Annotated in this window: 20 protein-coding genes; 6 read left to right on the forward strand and 14 right to left on the reverse strand. The window is 36.1% G+C overall.

Annotation, left to right across the window (positions count from 1 at the left end; all coding sequences use genetic code 11):
- Positions 1 to 567: 567 nt before the first annotated feature.
- The 4 genes from BR72_RS19080 to BR72_RS19095 form a co-directional block, all read right to left on the reverse strand.
- Complete coding sequence (locus BR72_RS19080) at positions 568 to 966, reverse strand: hypothetical protein (protein ID WP_051957360.1); 399 nt, start codon at positions 964 to 966, stop codon at positions 568 to 570.
- Positions 967 to 1,268: 302 nt separating this feature from the next.
- Complete coding sequence (locus BR72_RS19085) at positions 1,269 to 1,601, reverse strand: cupin domain-containing protein (RefSeq protein ID WP_035436349.1); 333 nt, start codon at positions 1,599 to 1,601, stop codon at positions 1,269 to 1,271.
- A gap of 354 nt (positions 1,602 to 1,955) precedes the next feature.
- Positions 1,956 to 3,089, reverse strand: coding sequence for an alanine dehydrogenase (gene ald, locus BR72_RS19090; protein ID WP_035435669.1), 1,134 nt, complete (start codon positions 3,087 to 3,089; stop codon positions 1,956 to 1,958).
- Positions 3,090 to 3,234: 145 nt separating this feature from the next.
- Complete coding sequence (locus BR72_RS19095) at positions 3,235 to 4,005, reverse strand: SDR family oxidoreductase (RefSeq protein ID WP_081904938.1); 771 nt, start codon at positions 4,003 to 4,005, stop codon at positions 3,235 to 3,237.
- 180 nt (positions 4,006 to 4,185) lie between these two features.
- On the opposite strand from BR72_RS19095, the gene BR72_RS19100 reads away from it, so the two are divergent.
- From BR72_RS19100 to BR72_RS19110, 3 genes are all read left to right on the forward strand, one after another.
- Positions 4,186 to 4,644 (forward strand): universal stress protein, encoded by a 459-nt coding sequence (locus tag BR72_RS19100; RefSeq protein ID WP_035435672.1) that lies wholly within the window; start codon positions 4,186 to 4,188, stop codon positions 4,642 to 4,644.
- Between the two features lie 117 nt (positions 4,645 to 4,761).
- A complete protein-coding gene (locus BR72_RS19105) occupies positions 4,762 to 4,941 on the forward strand; it encodes a hypothetical protein (RefSeq protein WP_035435673.1) in 180 nt (59 codons plus the stop codon).
- A gap of 95 nt (positions 4,942 to 5,036) precedes the next feature.
- A complete protein-coding gene (locus tag BR72_RS19110; RefSeq protein ID WP_035435675.1) occupies positions 5,037 to 5,654 on the forward strand; it encodes a hypothetical protein in 618 nt (205 codons plus the stop codon).
- A gap of 25 nt (positions 5,655 to 5,679) precedes the next feature.
- Here the strand turns inward: BR72_RS19110 and argH are convergent, their stop codons facing one another.
- Together argH and BR72_RS19120 are read right to left on the reverse strand one after the other, a co-directional pair.
- Positions 5,680 to 7,068: an argininosuccinate lyase gene (argH, locus tag BR72_RS19115; RefSeq protein ID WP_035435677.1), complete on the reverse strand. Its 1,389-nt coding sequence runs from the start codon at positions 7,066 to 7,068 to the stop codon at positions 5,680 to 5,682.
- On the reverse strand, positions 7,065 to 8,270 hold the full coding sequence (locus tag BR72_RS19120) for an argininosuccinate synthase (RefSeq protein ID WP_035435679.1): 1,206 nt from the start codon (positions 8,268 to 8,270) through the stop codon (positions 7,065 to 7,067). The genes argH and BR72_RS19120 overlap by 4 nt, the downstream gene beginning before the upstream one ends.
- Positions 8,271 to 8,439: 169 nt before the next feature.
- Here BR72_RS19120 and BR72_RS19125 point away from each other — a divergent pair, with 169 nt between their 5' ends.
- The gene (locus BR72_RS19125; RefSeq protein ID WP_035435681.1) at positions 8,440 to 8,757 is read left to right on the forward strand and encodes a hypothetical protein; all 318 of its coding nucleotides are present in this window, start codon (positions 8,440 to 8,442) and stop codon (positions 8,755 to 8,757) included.
- 276 nt (positions 8,758 to 9,033) lie between these two features.
- Here BR72_RS19125 and BR72_RS19130 read toward each other — a convergent pair whose 3' ends face one another.
- Positions 9,034 to 9,249 carry an aspartyl-phosphate phosphatase Spo0E family protein gene (locus BR72_RS19130; protein ID WP_035435683.1) on the reverse strand — a complete coding sequence of 72 codons (216 nt, stop codon included), beginning with the start codon at positions 9,247 to 9,249 and terminating at the stop codon, positions 9,034 to 9,036.
- Between the two features lie 866 nt (positions 9,250 to 10,115).
- Between BR72_RS19130 and BR72_RS19135 the strand changes: the two genes are divergently transcribed.
- A complete protein-coding gene (locus BR72_RS19135; protein WP_035435686.1) occupies positions 10,116 to 10,766 on the forward strand; it encodes a YitT family protein in 651 nt (216 codons plus the stop codon).
- Between the two features lie 27 nt (positions 10,767 to 10,793).
- On the opposite strand, the gene BR72_RS19140 is transcribed toward BR72_RS19135, so the two are convergent.
- Positions 10,794 to 11,624 carry an EcsC family protein gene (locus tag BR72_RS19140; protein WP_035435687.1) on the reverse strand — a complete coding sequence of 277 codons (831 nt, stop codon included), beginning with the start codon at positions 11,622 to 11,624 and terminating at the stop codon, positions 10,794 to 10,796.
- Between the two features lie 125 nt (positions 11,625 to 11,749).
- On the opposite strand from BR72_RS19140, the gene BR72_RS19145 reads away from it, so the two are divergent.
- The gene (locus BR72_RS19145) at positions 11,750 to 12,181 is read left to right on the forward strand and encodes an NUDIX hydrolase (protein ID WP_035435689.1); all 432 of its coding nucleotides are present in this window, start codon (positions 11,750 to 11,752) and stop codon (positions 12,179 to 12,181) included.
- Positions 12,182 to 12,220: 39 nt separating this feature from the next.
- On the opposite strand, the gene BR72_RS19150 is transcribed toward BR72_RS19145, so the two are convergent.
- The 6 genes from BR72_RS19150 to BR72_RS19175 form a co-directional block, all read right to left on the reverse strand.
- Positions 12,221 to 13,414: an acetate kinase gene (locus BR72_RS19150; protein ID WP_035435691.1), complete on the reverse strand. Its 1,194-nt coding sequence runs from the start codon at positions 13,412 to 13,414 to the stop codon at positions 12,221 to 12,223.
- A 301-nt stretch (positions 13,415 to 13,715) separates the two neighbouring features.
- Complete coding sequence (locus BR72_RS19155) at positions 13,716 to 14,702, reverse strand: class I SAM-dependent methyltransferase (protein WP_035435693.1); 987 nt, start codon at positions 14,700 to 14,702, stop codon at positions 13,716 to 13,718.
- A gap of 286 nt (positions 14,703 to 14,988) precedes the next feature.
- Positions 14,989 to 15,489, reverse strand: a complete 501-nt coding sequence (gene tpx / locus BR72_RS19160; protein ID WP_035435695.1) for a thiol peroxidase — start codon at positions 15,487 to 15,489, stop codon at positions 14,989 to 14,991.
- 154 nt (positions 15,490 to 15,643) lie between these two features.
- Positions 15,644 to 19,762, reverse strand: a complete 4,119-nt coding sequence (locus BR72_RS19165) for a right-handed parallel beta-helix repeat-containing protein (RefSeq protein WP_035435697.1) — start codon at positions 19,760 to 19,762, stop codon at positions 15,644 to 15,646.
- A gap of 502 nt (positions 19,763 to 20,264) precedes the next feature.
- Complete coding sequence (ytfJ, locus tag BR72_RS19170; protein WP_035435698.1) at positions 20,265 to 20,660, reverse strand: GerW family sporulation protein; 396 nt, start codon at positions 20,658 to 20,660, stop codon at positions 20,265 to 20,267.
- A gap of 143 nt (positions 20,661 to 20,803) precedes the next feature.
- Entirely contained in the window at positions 20,804 to 21,433 is a 630-nt protein-coding gene (locus BR72_RS19175; RefSeq protein ID WP_035435699.1) for a DUF2953 domain-containing protein, read from the reverse strand.
- Positions 21,434 to 21,496 lie beyond the last annotated feature (63 nt).

The raw sequence follows: 21,496 nt of genomic DNA on the forward strand, positions 1-21,496 counted from the left end.
CAAAAGATGGCGTGGAAATTTTAACGAAGTTCCCGAAAGAATTGCAGTTTGTAAAATAAAGTGAAACTTTAATCAGTGGGGGTTTTCTTCATCCCCCACTGATTATCAGCCCTCACCAATCGGGCGCATGCCAGCAGTTTATCTCCCGCCTAACTTCTTAAGAAAAGCGGAAGCGGCTCGCTCAGAATCGCAGGACGCCCACGCCCCTGACAGAGAGGCGCTTTTTACCTCGTCCGAGGGGCGAAACGGCCGGAGATTCTAGCCGCTAGAGCTGGACAATGCTTCCGCTGAATTTTGAGGCGGGAGTATTACTGCCCGCAAATAGCGGGATAAATATACAAAGAGGATGTCCCAAAAGTTTCACTTTTGAGACATCCTCTTTATTTTTATATAAGGAACTGACTAAAAAGTCCACTTTTCGGTATGATTCAGCTCAGTGAATCGGCTATTTGTATGGCGAATATTGTCGAAGCGTTGATATATCGTGAAAAGCGCTGATATATTGCAAAGAACGGTCGATACGACTACTCTTTCCCTGTTTTACTTTAAACCTCGTTAATTCAACTTTCACTCACTTTTCTTATAAGTGCATCGTTTTTTCACATCACTGAAATACACTTCTAATTTGTTTCCGTCTCTTTTCATTTGCTGGTTTGAGATGAAGGAATTACCGTAGTCAAGAATATATGAATCTCCTTTATTCTCTTGTTTGTATGTCCCTTTATATTTGTCATGTTCTGTCTGATCATTCGTATACATCTCTACTAAATGATAAATAACATCCTTTTTCTCTTCCTTTTTTATAACTGTTTCAAATTTATAGTATACCGGACATTGATTTTGTTTCTCTTGAGACAATTCCCACGTCCCATCTATCCCACTATTTCCACACGCACTTAGCATAGCTACACATGCAATAGTAAATACAAATTTAAAAACCGTCCTGCCCATTCTCTTTTCTCTCATTATTGTACATCATCCTTAATTATAAATATTTGTATATCTAAATTATATAAATTCTTTTAAACATTTCGACATATAAACTGCTTGCATTTGCGGTTGAAACTCTCACACGTGGTAGGAAAAGGTTCTGACCGCTCCTATGCACGGTCAGATGCTCTCGTCTTCTCTCATAAAAAGAAAGGGTATTTACGTCATTTTCTTAATATACATATATACAGTAACACCAAATCTACATTATACCACATAAATTTCTTCCTCGATTAACAATCCCCCTAAATTTCCTCTAAATTAACATTTATATTTTTCTATTCCACGATAACTGTATCAGCCTCTAAATCTTCAAAACAAAGATTTACAGTGCGTTTTAACGCTCTTGTTCGGTGAATGGTTCCAGCTGGAATTAACAGCGTATCATTTGGCTTCAAAGCAATCGTTTCTCGATCTTGAAAATCAATCAATAACTCTCCTTCTACTACCATAAATAACTCATCTGAATTCGAATGAAAATGCCAGTCATATTCTCCCGTAAAAACTGCAATGCGTAAACAGTGGTTATTTACATTTGAAACAACAAAATTTTTATGATTTTCTGTGATATGTTTCGTAATTTCTAGTAAATTCATTTTTTCTAGATTCATTTCTTTTGTTAGTTCATTCTTCATATTTATCGCTCCATTATCCAAGTGGTATATTACAATTTCTTCTAATTCCATCATATCAAATCTTCTTCTCGTTTAGCAGATATAAATACAGAAAAATAAAACTATACATATCTATTTGAATTTTCAAACATATTAATCAATGCTATGCCGAATATAGCATGACCTCTACTACGCACAGCCAGATGCTCTCGTCCACCTAAAAAAATAGTTTTTTTGTCTTTTTTCCGTTATCGACATGCGAGTAGTCGATTCGCTAAGCTGAATCATACTGAAAAGTGAAAGGAGCTAACTAAAAAGTGGACTTTTTAGTCAGCTCCCTTACAGTCTTTCTTATGATAAAGCAGGTGCTTTTTCAAGAAGCTCTTTTGCATCTGCATATTGTAAACCATGTGCTTCTGCAACTGCTTCAAATGTTACATAACCATCTAATGTATTAATACCTTTTAATAAGGCCGTGTTATCTAAGCAAGCTTTTTTGTAGCCTTTGTTTGCGATTTGTACTGCGTATGGTACTGTTACGTTCGTTAACGCGATTGTTGATGTACGCGGAACCGCACCAGGCATGTTTGCAACTGCGTAATGAACAACGCCATGTTTTTCGTAAGTTGGGTTGTCGTGTGTCGTAATGCGGTCAGTTGTTTCAAAGATACCACCTTGGTCAATTGCGATGTCAACTACAACAGAACCTGGTTCCATCGATTGAATCATTTCTTCTGTTACAAGTTTTGGCGCTTTTGCACCTGGAATTAATACCGCACCGATCACAAGGTCAGACTCTTTTACAGCTTCTGCAATGTTATATGGATTAGACATTAACGTTGTTACTTGGTTGCCGAAAATATCATCCAATTGACGAAGACGATCTGGGCTTAAGTCAATAATTGTTACATCCGCTCCTAGACCAACAGCGATTTTCGCTGCGTTTGTACCAGCTTGGCCACCACCAATAATTGTTACTTTACCACGTTTTACTCCCGGAACGCCTGCAAGTAAAATACCTTTACCGCCTTTATTTTTTTCAAGGAATTGTGCACCAATTTGCGCAGCCATACGACCTGCTACTTCGCTCATAGGTGCAAGTAATGGTAAAGAACGGTTGTCTAATTGAACTGTTTCATAAGCGATACCAATAACTTTGTTGTCAATTAATGCTTTTGTTAATTCTGGTTCTGGAGCTAAGTGTAAGTACGTGAATAAAATTAAGCCTTCGCGGAAATAACCATATTCACTTGGGATTGGCTCTTTTACTTTCATAACCATCTCTTGATTCCAAGCTTCTTGTGCTGTTTCTACAATTGTTGCGCCTGCTTCAACATACGCTTCATCTGTAAATCCAGACCCTAAACCAGCACCCTTTTGAACAAAAACTTCATGACCGTTGTGAATCAAATGAACAACACCTGCTGGCGTCATTGCTACACGATTTTCATTGTTTTTAATTTCCGTTGGTACACCGATACGCATTGAAAATTCCCCCTTGAAATGTTAAAAATTACCCCTAAATAATTATGGCATTTACACTTTTATAAAGCGCTTTCTATTCTCTTATATTTTATCATAAGTTTTCATTTTTGGACAAAAACAAGACAAGTTGTCCGATAGAATTTGTCTAATTTTGACGATATCGATGAATGACATCAACTGCTCCAGTTACTTCTATAATAGTTCCCGTAATCATATCCGAATCTTCCTCACATAAAAATGAAATTGTGCGAGCGATATCTTCCCCTGTACCAGAACGCCCAATCGGTGTGCGATAATCAGATAATGCGCGCGCCGTCGCAATTGTCGCTTCTTTCATATCACCAATAATATCACCAGGACAGATCATATTTGATGTAATCCCATATTCAGCTTCTTCATAAGCAATTGTTTTCGTAAGTGAAACTAGTCCGACTTTTGCAGCCGCAAAAGCAGAGCGATATACCCATCCTGGCGCACTATCCGCTCCTTGAAATCCATAATTTACAATACGACCAAATTTTTGCTGACGCATAATCGGAACAACAAGCTTTAGTAAGTGAAATACTGCCGTTAAATTACCATGAATCATTTCATTCCATTCATCATCTGTATATTCAACTAACTTTTTACGCTCGAATACGTAAGGACCTGCATTATTAATAAGAAAATCAATGCGGCCAAAACGTGCCATCGCTTTTGTTACTACTGTATGTAAATCTTCCTGTTTTGTTACATCCGCTTGCACAAATTGCATGCGATGTGCAAGATGTTTATATTGTTGCTTTAACGCTTCCATCGCTTGAACATCACTGCGATATGTTACGGTTACCGAGTATCCTTTATGTAATAAACTCTCTGTGACCTTCTTCCCTAAACCTTTTGTACCGGCTGTAATGAGCGCATGTCTCACAAACATAGGCCTCCTTTTTTCTTGCTATAATTCATATGTAACAACTTCTTTATACAATTACAACTAAAATGTTCGAAACGGAATTTTCGAAATTCTGTAACGTTTCTGTCAAACACTTTTCCATAATTTGTTTTATAATAAAGATGTAAAGAGTTATAACGCTTATAAAACGGGGAGGAATTGTTCATGAATAATACATATACAAATATTTTAATTGCAGTCGATGGCTCTAAGGAAGCTGAAAAAGCATTTAAAAAAGCAATTCAAGTAGCAAAGCGTAACGATGCTACATTAACAATCGCTCATATCGTTGACGTCAAAGCTTACTCTGCAGTAGAGGCATATAGCCGCGCAATCGCAGAACGTGCAAATTTATTTGCTGAAGATCTATTAGAAGAATACAAAAAGGTTGCACTAGAAGCAGGTGTTACAAAAGTAGAAACTGTACTCGAGTTCGGTAATCCGAAATCAAAAATTTCAAAAGATATTGCTCCAAAACATAAAGTAGATTTAATTATGTGCGGTGCAACTGGTTTAAACGCAGTAGAGCGTTTCTTAATCGGTAGCGTCTCTGAACATATTATTCGCTATGCGAAATGCGATGTCCTTGTTGTTCGCGGTGAAGAAGAACAAGGTGACATTTAATAACGATAACGAATCCGCACCAAGCCTCTATGTAATAGGCTTGGTGTTTTTTCATTCCTGTTAAATAAAATTATCTTCTACGGTTATGATAAGAAAAAAAGGAATGGGAGAGATAACATGGAAAGTTCTGAACGGATTATACTTGATCTAAATGAACAAGAAGTCGACATGGTAGAAGCAATTTGTGCTCACTTCAAAGAAAAACACGGTGTAGAATTAAGTCACGGTGCACTATTTCGCGACTTAATGGACATCGAGTATATTCGTATTACAGAAGGAAAGCACAAATACGAATGAAAAATATAGACATTAGGTTGCTTATATTGTATAAGCAACCTTTTTCTTTATGCATACACTATATATATGTCCAAGCATAAAGGTGTGATTTTTTTTTGAATAATGAAAAGAAAACAAACAGCGAAACCACAGTTAAAAGCAAACGCACTACTCCGTTTATAAACTTATGCATCTTTACTCTTTCCGGCTGTAATGTATCAGAAAAAGAAATTAAGAAGCAAGTTGAATTAGCAACAAAAATATGGAAGATAGAATTTGTTATTACTAGCATCACAATGCTGAAAGATTTTTCTATTCGAACGAATGATACTTCATTTCGGAAAAAACAAAGTAAAAATATAAAACAATTATTTAGCGAAAGAAAATATCTCTTTCCAAATCCAAATAGCATTTCAATCTTTTATACAAATGCAAGACACCTCTCAAATAATACAACGGGACGATCGTTCTCTTCCCTTATGACAAAAAGCCGTTTTAATCATATTATTCTCACAAAATCTTCATTAGAAAATACACTTGCGCATGAACTCGGACATATTTTATTCTACTCTCATCGAAAACTACAAGGAAAAAATCCAGATACAAACTCGTATCGAACACATAGTCTAGATTCTAAAAACATTATGTTTGGAACTGCCACAACCCGTAAAAGGCAAACAACATCCCTGCAAAGAACGAAAGCATTAGAAAGTACATTAATTAAATATAGGTAACCATTATGAAAACCCCCGTGAAATATTACATGTTCACGGGGGTTTCTACTCGCTCTTTCGCCTTTTGAAGTGCTTGCCCAATTTGTTCGAATCCTGTACCGCCTGCACTGTTTCTTCTTTTTACTGCCGCGTATGGCGAAAGTACTTCATATAAATCCTCCTCAAATAATGGGCTCATCTCTTGATAAGTTACTAACGGTAAATCTAGTAAATATACACCTTTATTAATGCAAAGAAGAACAAGCTTCCCTACAATTTCATGTGCCTGACGAAACGGTAAACCTTTACTCGCTAAATAATCTGCGATCTCGGTCGCATTTGAAAAGTCTTGCGTAACAGTTTTCGACATAATATCTTTTTTCACCGTCATCGTCTCAAGCATACCGGCCATTACATGTAAACACCCTTTTACTGTATTAACTGTATCAAACATGCCTTCTTTATCCTCTTGCAAATCTTTATTATAAGCAAGCGGCAATCCTTTCATTACGGTTAATAGGCTAAATAAGTTACCATATACTCTCCCTGTTTTACCGCGAATGAGTTCAGCCATATCCGGATTTTTCTTTTGCGGCATAATGCTGCTGCCCGTTGCATAACTATCGCTCATTTCAATAAACTGGAATTCTTGACTGCTCCATAAAATCAGTTCTTCACAAAAACGCGATAAATGCATCATTAATATAGAAGCATTACTTAAAAATTCAAGAATGAAATCGCGGTCGCTTACTGCGTCTAAACTATTCTCATATATCCCATCAAACCCGAGCAACTGGGCACTATATTCACGATCAATCGGGAATGTTGTCCCAGCAAGTGCACCAGCTCCGAGCGGAGAAATGTTAATGCGACCTAGTGAATCTGTAAAACGATTTGCATCTCGCTCTAGCATCCAAAAGTATGCAAGAAGATGATGCGCAAAAGAAATTGGCTGTGCGCGCTGTAAATGCGTATATCCTGGCATAATTGTTTCAATATGTTTCTCTGCTTGCACTGTAAGTACAGTCTGCACTTGCTTCACTGCCTCGATAATATACTGCACTTCATTTCGCAAATACAAATGCATGTCGGTTGCTACTTGATCATTACGACTTCTTCCTGTATGCAGCTTACCGCCAACTTCCCCAATATGCTGAATTAACATCTTTTCAATATTTAAATGAATATCTTCTGCTTCAACAGAAAACGCAAGCTCCTGCTTCCTTGCTTTTTCCAGTAAATACTGAAGGCCGTTTTTAATTTTTTCTCCTTCTTCCGCTGTTACGATGCCGCATTTCGCGAGCATCGTAACATGCGCAATACTTCCTTCTATATCTTCTACCGCTAATTGCTGGTCAAAGGAGATGGAAGCTCCAAACTCCTCGACCCACTGTTCAGCCTGCTCAGTAAAACGTCCTCCCCAAAGTTTACTCATGCCTCCACCTTCTTCTGATTCACTTGGCTGTATACTTTTGTCGGTAAACCAAATAATGAAATGAAACCAACAGCTGCATCGTGATTAAATTCATCTTCTACTGTATACGTCGCTAATTTTTCATCGTATAAAGAATACTTTGATTTACGCCCTTCTACAATTGCATGTCCTTTAAATAGTTTCACACGTACTGTACCTGTTACATGTTTTTGCGTTTCTTGTAAAAAGGCAACAAGAGCATCCTTTAAAGGTGAGAACCATAAGCCGTTATAAATTAACTCTGTTAATTTTTGTTCAATCATCGGTTTAAAATGCGCTACTTCTTTTACAAGCGTTAAATCTTCTAATTCCTTATGTGCAGTAATTAACGTCATCGCCGCTGGGCATTCATACACTTCACGCGACTTAATACCGACAAGACGATTTTCTACATGGTCAATGCGACCAACCCCATGCTTACCAGCAAGAGAATTTAACGATTTAATTAACTCTGACAAAGAATAAGATACACCATTTAATGTTGTTGGCACCCCTGCTTCAAACCCAATTTCTACAAATTCTGGTTTGTTTGGTGTATTCTCCAGTGCTAGTGTCATTTCATATGCTTCTTCTGGCGGCGCTGCCCATGGATCTTCTAAAATTCCACACTCATTGCTTCGTCCCCATAAATTTTGATCAATTGAAAACGGACTGTCTAAGTTAATCGGAATTGGTACATCATTTTCTTTTGCATACGCAATTTCCTCTTCACGTGACCATTTCCATTCACGTACCGGTGCAATCACTTCTAAATATGGATTTAACGCTTGAATAGAAACTTCAAAACGTACTTGGTCGTTTCCTTTTCCAGTACATCCATGTGCAACTGCACTTGCTCCTTCCGCCTCTGCGATTTCTACCAATTTCTTCGCAATTAATGGACGAGATAATGCAGATACAAGTGGATATTTCCCTTCGTATAACGTGTGAGCTTGCAATGCTTTTAATGCATATTCATTCGCAAATTCTTCTTGCACGTCAATCATATACGATTTAATAGCTCCAACGGATAATGCCTTTTCTTTCACAAATTCTAAATCTTTTCCTTCTCCTAAATCTAAACAAAGTGCAATAATATCGTATCCTTTTTCTTGTAACCACTTAATTGCAACGGAAGTATCAAGGCCTCCGGAATATGCTAATACAACTTTTTTGTTCTCCATTTTATATCCCCCTAAAAAGAATATTTATTCATTATTATTAATATTAATTCATAATTTATCATCTTTTAAAAAATGGCGCAAGGGATATTTGCAAATATTTTTTAAACAATTTCATCGAAGTTCGTTCTCTTTTTCGATACAATAGAAACAGAAAATGGAGGGAAGAGGCATGAAACGATATTTCACATATAATGAGCATCTAGGAATTGAAATACCTGATTTACAAGAAGAATGGGAAGAGATTCCTACAGCTGTGCAGCATGCCATTTTATTAAAGTGGGAACAAATTCGCGGGAAAATACCTGATTGGATTCAAGAACTTGAACATACTATTAACACGAAACAACATAAATTAAATAATGAAGAAAACTTTGAGCTTTCCTGTAAATTGAATACAGAAATTGCCGATCTTGCTTCCATCATTAACGACCTTTGGCTTTGGTATCGTCTCACTCAAAATGTTTCTGAAGGGAAGGCGCATCAGTAAAGAAAATAAGCTATATAAATACAAATTAAAAACCTCTTTCTTTTTAGATGAGCGAATGCAGGTCATGTGTTATTCTGCATAGCTTCGACTTATATGTTGAAACTTCCATCAGTGGAGCCCTACTGATGGAAATCTTTGACCAATTAAGTTATTATGGACGACTATCTTCTTTTTTCTATCACGAGGAAATGTAAACGTTTTCGAATGTGAATAAATAAAAAAGAATGCTTTCCCATACACTAAATATATTAGCATCATGATGAAATATTCTTTTAGCTACGGTGAATGTATACTATTATTCGTATTTTTCTTTGCAGAAATAGAAAGCATACTTTCTTGGTAAGTAATGTTTTCCATCAAACGATAGACTAACTCATCTAACTCTTGGCTACACACAACTACCTTTTCATGGTTAAACCCGTGCATTCTTACAAGTTCAATTAGTTCCTCCCTTTTTTTCTCTATACTTGCTTGTATATCTATCATCTTCATACGAATCTCTCCAGTCATCGCTAATATGACTCGAATTATAGAGAATATTCACCTTAAAACGAATATTATGTAATTAATTAAAGTACATTTCTGGAGAAATACAGGTTGAAAAACAAACATAAAAACCTCTTTCTTTTTAAGCGGGTAAGAGCATCTGGCCATGCATAGAAGCGGTCAGGGCCTTTTCCTGCCACGTACAAGGGTTAAACAAAAGGGAGAGCGCGAACAAAAATTCATTTTTCATAACAAAAAAACTTTCGACAGCAAATATTAGTTTATTACACCATTTCCTCTCAAACTTTAACTAAATTTCACCTTAAACCCTCATATTTACGAAGTATGTAGGTTTTTCTTTGCCCATTTTCAGGTTCCAACAACATACATTTTTCAAGAGTATGATATAATAGTATAAAATCTTTTACAGAAAGGATTTAGATATCATGATCGCTCGAAGGAGCATGTGGCATCGAATTGACGAATCTTACACGTAGCGTATTTTTGCAGCTCAGATACTTTGTCTAGCGAAAAAAATACGAAAGTGGGGAAATTATGATTGCCCGAAGGATAATTTGGCAACGAAAAGACTCTTCTTACACGTAGCGTTTTGTTTAGGTTGTTTGACACTTACTAAACAAAACCCAGAAGAGAATAGGATTGCTAAATAAAAAATCCTACTCTAAGTTTTGTTTAGTCTATTTTAGGCCTAAACTAAAACGAAAGTAGGGAGAATTGATGGACGAGAGGATTATTCGTTATTTCTTCAGTGATATATAGCGTAGTTAGACGTATGGAAACTAACTGCTGCTATATAGGCGTAGTTAGTTTATGAAAAATAAAACTACTAACTACGGAGAGAAGGAATAACGATGAGGAACATCCAAAGTCGACAAATTATTAAAGAAATTTTTATGGTTTTACTCGGTTCATTTATTTTAGCTACCGCGCTATATCACATTCATTTTCAAAACCACTTAACTGAAGGTGGCTTTGTCGGAATCGCACTGTTTATACAAAACTTTTTTGATATTTCACCATCTATTTCAACTGTTTTAATGGATATTCCAGTCATTTTACTATGTGCTACACTTTTAGGTAAAAAAATGGTCGGCTATTCATTTATCGGTTCACTTTCATTCGGAGCGTTTTATTCTTTAATGGAAAATTATTCTCCGTTTACGGTTGATTTATCTAATCATTTATTTGCAGCAGCAGTAATAGGCGGAGCTTTAGCTGGAGTTGGACTTGGGTTTATTTTACGATTCGGCGGTGCAACAGGCGGAGATGATATTTTAACAATTGTATTAAGTAAAAAGACACGCTTTACAGTTGGGCAAATTTTCTTCGTTTTTGACGTAATTGTCATTGCACTTTCATTATATTATTTAACATGGACTGAGATTGCCTTTACGATTCTTTCCCTTGCTGTACAGGCGAAAGCACTAGATTTAATCTATTATCCAGCAGCGGAAAAGAAGACAGTGGCAATTCCATTATCAAAACAACATGCAACAAATTAAAAGCGAAAGGCAGCCGCCTTTCGCTTTTTATATTTTTTGACGCAAATAACGCATTTGATAAAACCGATTCGCAAATTCTGTCACACTCCGCGTTAATCGATAGTTCGCCGTTGATCCAACCGCGATTCCAAGTACTGGTACACCTTGAAACAACTTGCGACGCAATGAATAAATAATGAACGTTTTCAAAATTTGTTTTAGTAGTACTTGTACTGATGCCGGATTTAATACTTCCTCTTCTCCCTCATAAAAAAATGGAGCTGATTCTTCTTGTTCTAACTCTTGCAGTAAGTTATACCAAGCATACTGCTGCAGGTGCACTGGCAATATAGCCGCATGAAACACTTTTAACGCTAACATCATTTCATACGGTTTATTCACATCATGACCAAATGATGTGGCAATAAGCTGCACAGCTTTCACATTTAAAGTAATCAATACAGGTAAATCCGCACTTAATAAGAAAAAACCGCCAATTCCTGTTACTCCTCCTTGCACGAAAGAATATAAACGATGACGAGCTGTTTGTTGTTCTGCTATGTATGTTAATTGATGAATGGATAATTCTCTCATTTCTTCAATGTGTTCAATAGAATCATCAAACACGCGCGCCGCTCCCAAAATCCGCCCACGTGCATCGAGCTGTGACTGCGAGCTCTGTATAAGCGCATGCAAATGAAAGAGCCATCCATCTGCTTCCGAAAAAAATTCATTTCGTTTCTTCTCTGGTAACTTCGAAAATGTACGATTTAACCATTTATCAAACATTTGCTGAAAATCCGTTGATTCGTGTTGCATGAGTTGCTGCTCCCAGTTTTTTAGATCCTGTAAAATTCGTTCCTCACCCTTTGACAGCATACAAACGTCCTCCTGGATTATTTTTCTACATTGTACTATATTTGCTGCGCGAGACCGTACACCCTGTTTTTTTCTGAAAAATATGTTATTTTCAAATAAATCACAATAAAAAGAGGAGGTAGGTTATGTATCCACGTGCGAAAGCGTTAGGGATTATTGAATACAATGATTGTATCCTTGTTGAAGAATATAACAGAAAACATGAAGGTGGCGAGGGATATTATTATCGACCACTTGGAGGAACGATTGAACTTGGGGAATACGCGGCGCAAACTGTTATCCGAGAATTTGCAGAAGAGCTTGGCGTCATTGTAGAAATCGGTACATACTTAGGCTGTTTAGAAAACATTTTTCAAATAGACAATACAACCGGGCATGAAATCGTCCAATTATATTCTGCTTCCTTTTCAAACAAAGAACTTTATAAAAAGAATGAGTTCACAATAACAGAAGGAGATCACATCTCTTATGCTGTATGGATTCCAATTGAAATGTTTTTAAAAAAGGAAAAAACATTATACCCAAACGGATTAACCGAACTACTTTCAAAAAAATAATAAAAAAAGACGGGAATCATCCCGTCTTTTCATTATATATTAACCAATATTTCCAAGACGTACTACGTCACGAGCAATCATAACTTCTTCGTCAGTTGGAATTACGATAATTTTCACTGGAGAATGTGGGAAGTTGATGAATGCTTCTTCACCGCGAATATTGTTACGTTTTGGATCGAAGTATACGCCCATAAACTCAAGACCTTCTAATACACGCTCACGGATTAGTGTACTGTTTTCACCGATACCAGCTGTAAAGATGATTGCGTCTACACCTTTCATACGAGCTGCATAAGAACCGATATATTTGTGGATACGACCTACAAATACTTCTAGTGCTACTTCTGCACGGTGGTTTCCTTCTTCTTCCGCTTGTTCGATGTCACGTAAGTCACTAGAGAATCCAGAAAGACCTAGCATACCACTTTTCTTGTTTAATACGTTCAGAACTTCTTCTACAGATTGTCCTGTTTTTTCCATGATGTACGGAATTAACGCAGGGTCAATGTTACCAGAACGTGTACCCATTGTTACACCAGCAAGTGGAGTGAAGCCCATAGAAGTATCGATAGATTTTCCGCCTTCTACAGCAGCGATACTTGCACCGTTACCTAAGTGACAAGAAAGTAGACGTAAGCTTTCAAGCGGACGACCTAATAATTCAGCTGCGCGCTGTGTTACATACTTATGAGAAGTACCGTGGAAACCGTATTTACGAACGCCGAATTTCTCATAGTATTCATATGGTAAGCTGTATAAGTAAGATTCTTCCGGCATTGTTTGATGGAATGCTGTATCGAATACTGCTACTGATGGTACGTTTGGAAGTACCGCTTGGAACGCTTTAATACCAACAACGTGTGCTGGGTTATGAAGTGGTGCTAATTCGCTTAAAGCATCGATTTCTGCTAATACTTCGTCAGTAATTAAAGCAGAATCCTCAAATTTTTCACCGCCGTGTACAACACGGTGACCGATACCGCTAATCTCATCAAGAGATTTCACAATTCCATTTTCAGTTAATTTGTTAAGTAACATGTTAACTGCTACTCCATGGTCTGCGATATTTGTTACTTCTGTTTGTTTCTCACCGTTCACAGTAATTGTGAAGATGCTATCTTCTAAACCGATACGCTCTACTAAACCTTTAGTTAATACTGTTTCACTTGGCATTTCAAATAATTGAAATTTTAAGGAAGAGCTTCCTGCATTAATCGCGATGATTTTTGACATCTAGTCTTTCGCCCCTTTTTCTCTTGTTAGCCGTGTGGAATACTTCCACAAACCGCTCAATTTTATGTCTTCAATTTTTGTCAGCTAACAAAATTGTTTCACTGATAAAATTTAATACTCACGATTTTTATTTAAACATCGTACGACATATATTTCAAGTGAAATAATTATAACACAGTATTTTTTTTTATATTACAGATTTATCTTTTTTTATTTTTCATCTTGTATATATTACTTACTCTATCCAAAGAAAGAAAACTGTATTATATATTCGTATAATCCTGTTACATAATAACTAGTTTTACTGCTCTACAACAAACCAACCATTAATTTGCTGCATAATGTTCTCCATCGCTTGCATATTAGAGAATTTTGGTAATTCTACTAATAACGCTTGTTTTGGCATGATTACGTTTTGCCCCTTCTTTTGGAGAACAAATATACTTTTTGCATTTTTCTCATTCTTAAACATGGAAACAGGTAACTGTAGTAATCCTTGTACAAAACATGTTTCTTTAATAAACGCATGAAGCTTTGGCGCCTGATCGCTTTCAAAAATGAAGTTTGGCACTAAGAAAAATAAATAGCCGCCTTCTTTTGTATATTTGACACTTTGTTCAATAAAAAGATGATGTGCATAAGACATACCTTCGTCTGCTTTTAGCGTATATTCACTTGCACCCATTTCATTTGGATAATAGCCGATTGGTAAATCACATACAACCACATCAACTGGATCAATATAAAGGGAAGCTAATCCATCTTGATTAAAAAACTCGACCGCTTGTTTTTGTAAATTTGCATTGACTAACGCAAGTTTAACAAGTAAGTCATCCACATCGACTCCAAAGCCACTCATCGTTGTCCCTTCTAGAGCGCTATTGAAGATTGTCGTCAATAAATTGCCTGTTCCCACTGCAGGATCAAGCACAGTTATTTCCTGTTGATCCTTCATAAATTTATGGAATAAATAACTCATAAACATCCCAACTGCATCAGGCGTCATTTCATGATTAGCTTGTACGCCGTCTTTCATCCCTTTTAAGATAGCAAGTTGGAACGCTTTGCGAATTTCTTCGCCTTTATAGTTTTCTTCATTAAACTTACTGTATTCACGTTCTAATCGGTCAATTGTTGGTTGTTCTAAGCCTTCTTGTAAAATTGTTCCTTCAAATAAATTATCACCTGTCTCTACAAGTGCTTCTAAATACGTTATGTCTAATTCTTTACGTAAAATTACGGCAGAAGAATCAAAAATAGAAAATAATGTTTCTACTGTTGAACTCACGAAAATTCCTCCTTCAAACTAAAATACACATAACTTATATCATAACATATTCTTAGTTCTTTTCATTCTTATTGAATCAACAATATAAATACATATAAAAAACCTTTTTTAGGTGGACGAGAGCATCTAGCCATGCACAGGAGCGGTTAGGACCTTTTTTTGCCACGTGCCATATGAAAACAAAGGTAGAAAACGAGTGCTGGGCATGTTTTATTCTGCGTGGCAAGAAATTATTTGTCGAAAAAAAACGACCTCTTTATTAAGAGGTCGCTCTTTGTTGCCTATATTACTTCGCAGCTTTTGCTGCTTCTAATGCTGCTTCGTAATTTGGATGGCTTGTTCCTTCGCTTACGTATTCTACGTAAACAACTTTGTCGTTGCTATCTACTACGAATACTGCACGTGCAAGTAAACGAAGTTCTTTCATTACAACACCGTATGCTTCTCCGAAAGAAAGATCGCGGTGATCAGAAAGCGTTACAACATTTTCTAAACCGTTAGCTGCACACCAGCGCTTTTGAGCGAATGGTAAATCAACGCTAATTGTTAATACTTTTGCGTTTTCAATGCTAGCTGCATCTTCGTTGAAACGACGAGTTTGTGCATCACATACACCTGTATCAATAGATGGTACAACACTGATTAATTTCACTGCGCCTTTATATGTCTCTAAAGTTACCGGAGATAAATCATTTGCTAACACTTGGAAGTTTGGTGCTTGATCGCCTACTTTCACTTCTGTGCCAACTAAAGTGATTGGGTTTCCTTTAAACGTTACGTTTGCCATTTGAAAATCCTCCCTTTTCTAATAAACAAAATATGTACAGTGTTAATGATAGTCATAATGCCCTTAAAATACAAATGAAACTAACTCAATTTATATAATTTTTTTCAACAAAAGAGCCCGTTTTACTTTACATATATCCCCTGTTTTCACTTTATTATTGCTGCTGTTGTTGTAAAAGTGCCTGTATATCTTCCACACTAATTGTATATTTCCGTTCTTCCATTCGCTCTTCTATTGGTAAGGTAGCGATACGATAATCTAAATTTTTCATTGCCTGTTCAATAATCTTACGAGCCAAACCTGCATTCCCATATGTTTTATCGCGATTTTCATACAGATAAGTAAAATATTCAACAAGCATGTGTCTTGCTTCGGCTGACATGCTATATTGCTTTTTAGTCATATAATAATTTGCAATTTGAATCATTTCTTCTGGTGTATAATCTTCAAATACAAGGCGGCGATCAAAGCGACGCCGAAGACCTTTATTGCTATCAAGGAACTCTTCCATCTCATCTTCATATCCAGCAACTAATACGATAAATTCTCCACGTTTATCTTCCATTTGTTTTAGCAATAATTCCACAGCTATATGTCCAGAATCATTGCTCCCTTTATTCGTCAGTGTATATGCCTCATCAATAAACAGTGTGCCTCCCATTGCCTTTTGTAATACACTCGCTGTTTTCTCTTCCGTTCCCCCTTGATATTTATCAACCAGTTCTTTTCGGTCTACTTCCACACAATCTCCGCGCTCTAAAATTCCTAATGCCTCATACACTTTTGCAATAATTCGCGCAACCTCTGTTTTTCCTGTTCCTGGATTACCAATTAATGAAATATGCATGGAAAGTTCTCTTATATCCTTACCTTCTTCTCGATAATAAGAAACAAGCTGGATTAATCTTTCAATTTCTTTTTTCACCTTTGTTAAACCGATTAAACTATTCAAACGGTCCATTTGTTCCTGTAGTAACTTCTCATTAATTGGAACAGCCACTTTTCTTGCGCCTCTTTGTTGGAATGCTTTTTCAACATCATCCAAACGAATTGTCGTCAATACTTCTTTGTTATTCCATTCACTTCTTGGTAATGTACTAATTCGGTTTGCTTGCAATGTAATCCATTTATCTACTTGTTCCCGAACCATACGTGCGTTTCCAAAATGTTCATCCCGCTTTCTATACAACCATACAAATTGTTCATATACATAATTTTCCGCTTCCTCTGTTAAGCGGTATTTCTTATCAGCTAACAAGCGATTTCCAATTTCCATCAATTCATCTGGTGTATAATCTTCGAATTTCATATAGGATACAAAACGGCTTTTCAAACCTGGATTAGAAGCAATAAATCGTTCCATTTCTTTCTCATAACCAGCAACGATACATAAAAATTCTCCGCGATGATTTTCAAGAGCTGCTAATAAAACTTCAATAACTTGTCTTCCAAAATCACGTGCACCGTCTTCAATACTTAACGAATATGCTTCATCAATAAACAAAACCCCGCCCATTGCTTCATCGATACGTTGTTTTGTTTTCTCTTCAGAATGACCAATATACGCTCCGACCAAGTCTTCACGCTTCACTTCAACAACATGCCCTTTTTCAAGCAATCCAAGCGATTTATATACTTTCCCTAACAAACGAGCAATCGTTGTTTTTCCCGTCCCTGGATTCCCATAAAAAACGGTATGTTTTGGTTTAATATCTCCCCCGGAGTCAAGACCTGCTTCTTTTCGATAACGAGTAATTTCTACAAGGTTAATTAATTGTTTCATTTGTTCTTTAATACTGTTCATTCCGACAAAACGGTCTAACTCCGTCATTATATCGTTCGATTCTATAATTTCCTGCTGTTCTTGTACTTCTTCTACATCCTGTTTTTCTTCTTTTGATTCTTCAGTGGATTGTACTTTCTGACGCGTTACCTCTACATACGTTTTACAATTTTCTAATGTAGCTGAACAATCATCGGTAATTTGATAAGCCGTTTTTTCTATATCAAAACACTTGATATCCTTTAAAGTAATTTGACTTTCAGAAGCAATCTTAACGCCCATAAAAGCATCATAAATGTTACACTTTTGAACAGTACCTTTTACATGTGAATTGATTTCAATTGCTGGTGATGCATCTACTTGAGACATTTCACATTGTTCTATCCAAAATTCACTTTCTTTTCCCACTAAAAATATTGGATTCTTACAATGATCAAAACTACTTTTCTTTACATCAAATTGACTTTCTTCACTATATATCATTGGATATTCAAATTGAGAAATACTCCCATTTACAAAAACAACATTACTATTATTTTTAATATTAAGTGCATTTCCACCACAATTTTCAATTTGAATTTTCTCGATTACAGCTTGTCCCTGATTTAGCCAGATAGCTGTTTCTCGACAATCATATATATCACACTCTATTATTTTTGATTTGCTTCCACTTACGACTCCAACCCCTCTTAAAGAGTTGTACATTTTATTTCGTTGGAGCGATACTTCACTTTCTTCACAAATTGTTACACACGCTTCATTAAAATCTGATATAGTACAATCTTCAATGGAAATAATGCTATTCTTGTTAATATTTACAGCCGTATATTGCCCTTTATACAAATTATTCTTTGTAAGTGTTAGATAACTCTCCTCTATCCGAACCATTGAATGGTTATCACTAGAAAAATTAAATATTTCACATCCCTCTATTGTCCCCAGACTGTTTTCTTTAAAATAAAAAGCACTATTATTCCCTTCATATAATTTACAATTTATTAATTTGAAATTACTTTGTACGCCTTGAATCATTGCATAGGATTCATTTTGAAATTGACAGACTTCACATTCTTCCATAATGAAATCACTGTTATTTTCTAAATAGATTGCATTACTATTCCCCTTATAAATTTTACATTTTTTCAACTCCGGACTACCTTGGTTAACATATATAGCCGAATATTTTTCATTTAAAAATTGATATATTTCACATTCTTCAAAGATGCCCCGGCCATTTTGATAAAATGATATTCCATTCGCTTCACCATCATGAAATTTACACCTTCTAAACATTGGGCTACTAGTAATTACTGCTACAATTTGATCTTTAAAATGAAACGCTTCACACTCTTCAATAAAAGGTAAACTTTCTTCTTGAATATAAAAAGCAGATGATTCCCCATCATACATTTTACAAAATCTAATGCTAGGCTCTGACTTCACAATTCGAAAAGCATCGCCTTCCGTTTTATAAATCTCACAATTTTCTATTACCGGTTTACTTCCTTCACTTATATAATACGCACTACTTGCAGTATAACTAATTTTACATTTCTTCCATGTTGGTTGACTTTTTTCTATATAAATTGCTGGATATTCTTCACCTAATAAATTAAATATTTCGCATTCCTCAATTAACCCTGCACTCTGTTCATTAAAATTTACCGCATTTGTGTTTCCATCAAACATTTTGCAACCCTTCATAGCTGGCTGACTTTCATGAATATATATCATTGTACGTTTAAACTTGAATATCTCACAATTCTCTATTATCGGTTTACTTCCCTTTTCTATGTAGATAGCATTTTTTTGTCCATCATGTATTTTACAGTTCTTTATGGTAGGAGCACTATTAGACATATACAGAATGGCATCTTGTATATCAAACAAGTCACAGTTTTCTATAAATGGTTTGCTATTATTTTTCATAAAAATAGCATTGCCCGGACTATTATAAATGCGGCATTTTTTTATAATCGGATTACTATTATTGATAAATAAGGATGGATACTTTTCTCCCTTCATTCCATGTATTTCACAATCTTCTATTGTCCCCTGACTTCCCTCTCCAAAGTTGATTGCATTTGTATATCCACCAGTTATTTGACAGAATTGCATATACAATATCCCTTGTTGGTTCACATATACACCTGAACCATTTTGGGGATAAATATCGCAGTCTTGTATTTGTAATGTTCCAGAAGAACATTTTATTAAAGCTGTATCATCTTGTCCAAGCTGACGAATTTGAATCCCTTTTATAAATGTTTTGCTCCCATTCTCAATTAAAAGAGCTGTTTGAAATGTTTCAATTACAGTATCACTCTTGTCACCTTCACTAATTATGTTAATATTTTTATCAATATGTATATTTTCTCGATACACACCAGGTTTTACTACTATTGTTGTACCTGGTGAAGCGCCTTTTACGGCATCTGCAATTGTTTTATACCTTGAAAAAAAAGATTTCGAAACTACAACTTCACTCATACGCTGGATCTCCCCTTCCACAATAATCCATATTTTATATTATACATAAATATAAAAATGAAAAGAATTAATTTTCGGAATTAAACGAAAAGTCTTTCTCCATAGGGGAGCTCTTATATAAGCAGGATTGAATAAAGTGAAACTTTATTCAATGGGGGTTTTCTTCATCCCCCACTGATTATCAGCCCTCACCAATCGGGCTTTTACGGGCAGTTTATCTCCTGCCTAACTTCTTAAGAAAAGCGGAAGCGGCTCGCTCAGAATCGCAGGACGCCCACGCCCCTGACAGAGAGGCGCTTTTTGCCTCGTCCGAGGGGGCGAAACGACCGGAGATTCTAGCCGCTAGAGCTGGACAATGCTTCCGCTGAATTTTGAGGCGGGAGTATTACTGCCCACAAATAGCGGGATAAATCTAAAGAAGATGATTTCTGTTAATGCAGAAATCATCTTCTTCATATAGCATCATTTTTTAACGTCTTTTACAAAAGGTACATTTCATTTTCTATATTTCATACTCCGGCTGTTCATCTTTTTGTTTGTTCATCATTTCTTTCACTTTATCAACTGCTTGCGGTGCTAATTCCACTATTTTATCAAGTATGTGCGTCTGTTTATCTAAATGAAGCACTTTCACACCTTCACTATTTACAACAAGAAAAGCAATCGGATTAATAGAAACACCGCCGCCGCTCCCGCCGCCAAATGGATGATGATTATTATTTTCCAACTTCCCAAATTCACTGCCACCTGCCGCAAAGCCAAAGCTTACTTTAGAAACCGTTAAGATAACACTTCCATCAGGTGACTGAATTGGATCACCAATAATTGTATTCACATCAATCATATGATTTAAATGCTGCATCGCTGTTGTCATTAATCCTTGAATTGGATGTTCCATATAATCCCCCCTATATTTATCCCGCTATTAACGGGCAGTAAAGGCTTGAGAAGAGCAGGGAAGAAAACTGCCCGTAAAAGCCCGATTGGTTCAACTAATAATCAGTGGGGATGAAAAAAATCCCCACTGATTAAAGTTTCACTTTATTGCTGCATCGCATGATCTGCCTGAATAACTCCTTGCTTCTTCAGAAATATAAACAACCGAATTGCCATCCTAACTGCTCGATATATGCGAAACGAAGCCGTTAATTCACAATGTGATGCCACAGTTTTCCCTTGAAAGATTGGAGTAATTTCAAGCTGCGGCGCACCAATAATTTCTACATATTGACCGGCAACGCCAACAATGATTCCTTTTGCCGACCATACATAGCCTGTAATAACTCCAGTACTCGCTGCATCACCTGTTCCAATTTGCGAATACCATCTCCAATTGTTGATTTTCACTTTTTGAAGAAAATCTTTAAACATAGTATGGATTTCTTGCAGCCTTTTTATAATCTCAGCTACACTGTCAAGCGCTGCCACCAATTTATCCTCAGTTCCGCCTTCCTCTCCTGCTTTTTCTATTTTTTGACTTGTTTTCCTTTGCTGCTTTTCAATCCGTTCTAGCACATCAAACGTATAATGAAACATCCAAATTTTTATTTGAAGCAAACATTGCTTTTCTGTTTCTGTATATAACAAACTAATTTTCAACGATAATTTCGATAACAAAATAAGTAAGACAAATAAAATAAGAATTCCAATTCCAATCACAAGCCACTTCATCGTACCATCCTTTCATTTCGTATCCATTATCGACACGATATGAAAAAATTAAACGAACTTGAA

The sequence above is a fragment of the Bacillus sp. UNC322MFChir4.1 genome (assembly GCF_000746135.1).
Classification (GTDB): domain Bacteria; phylum Bacillota; class Bacilli; order Bacillales; family Bacillaceae_G; genus Bacillus_A.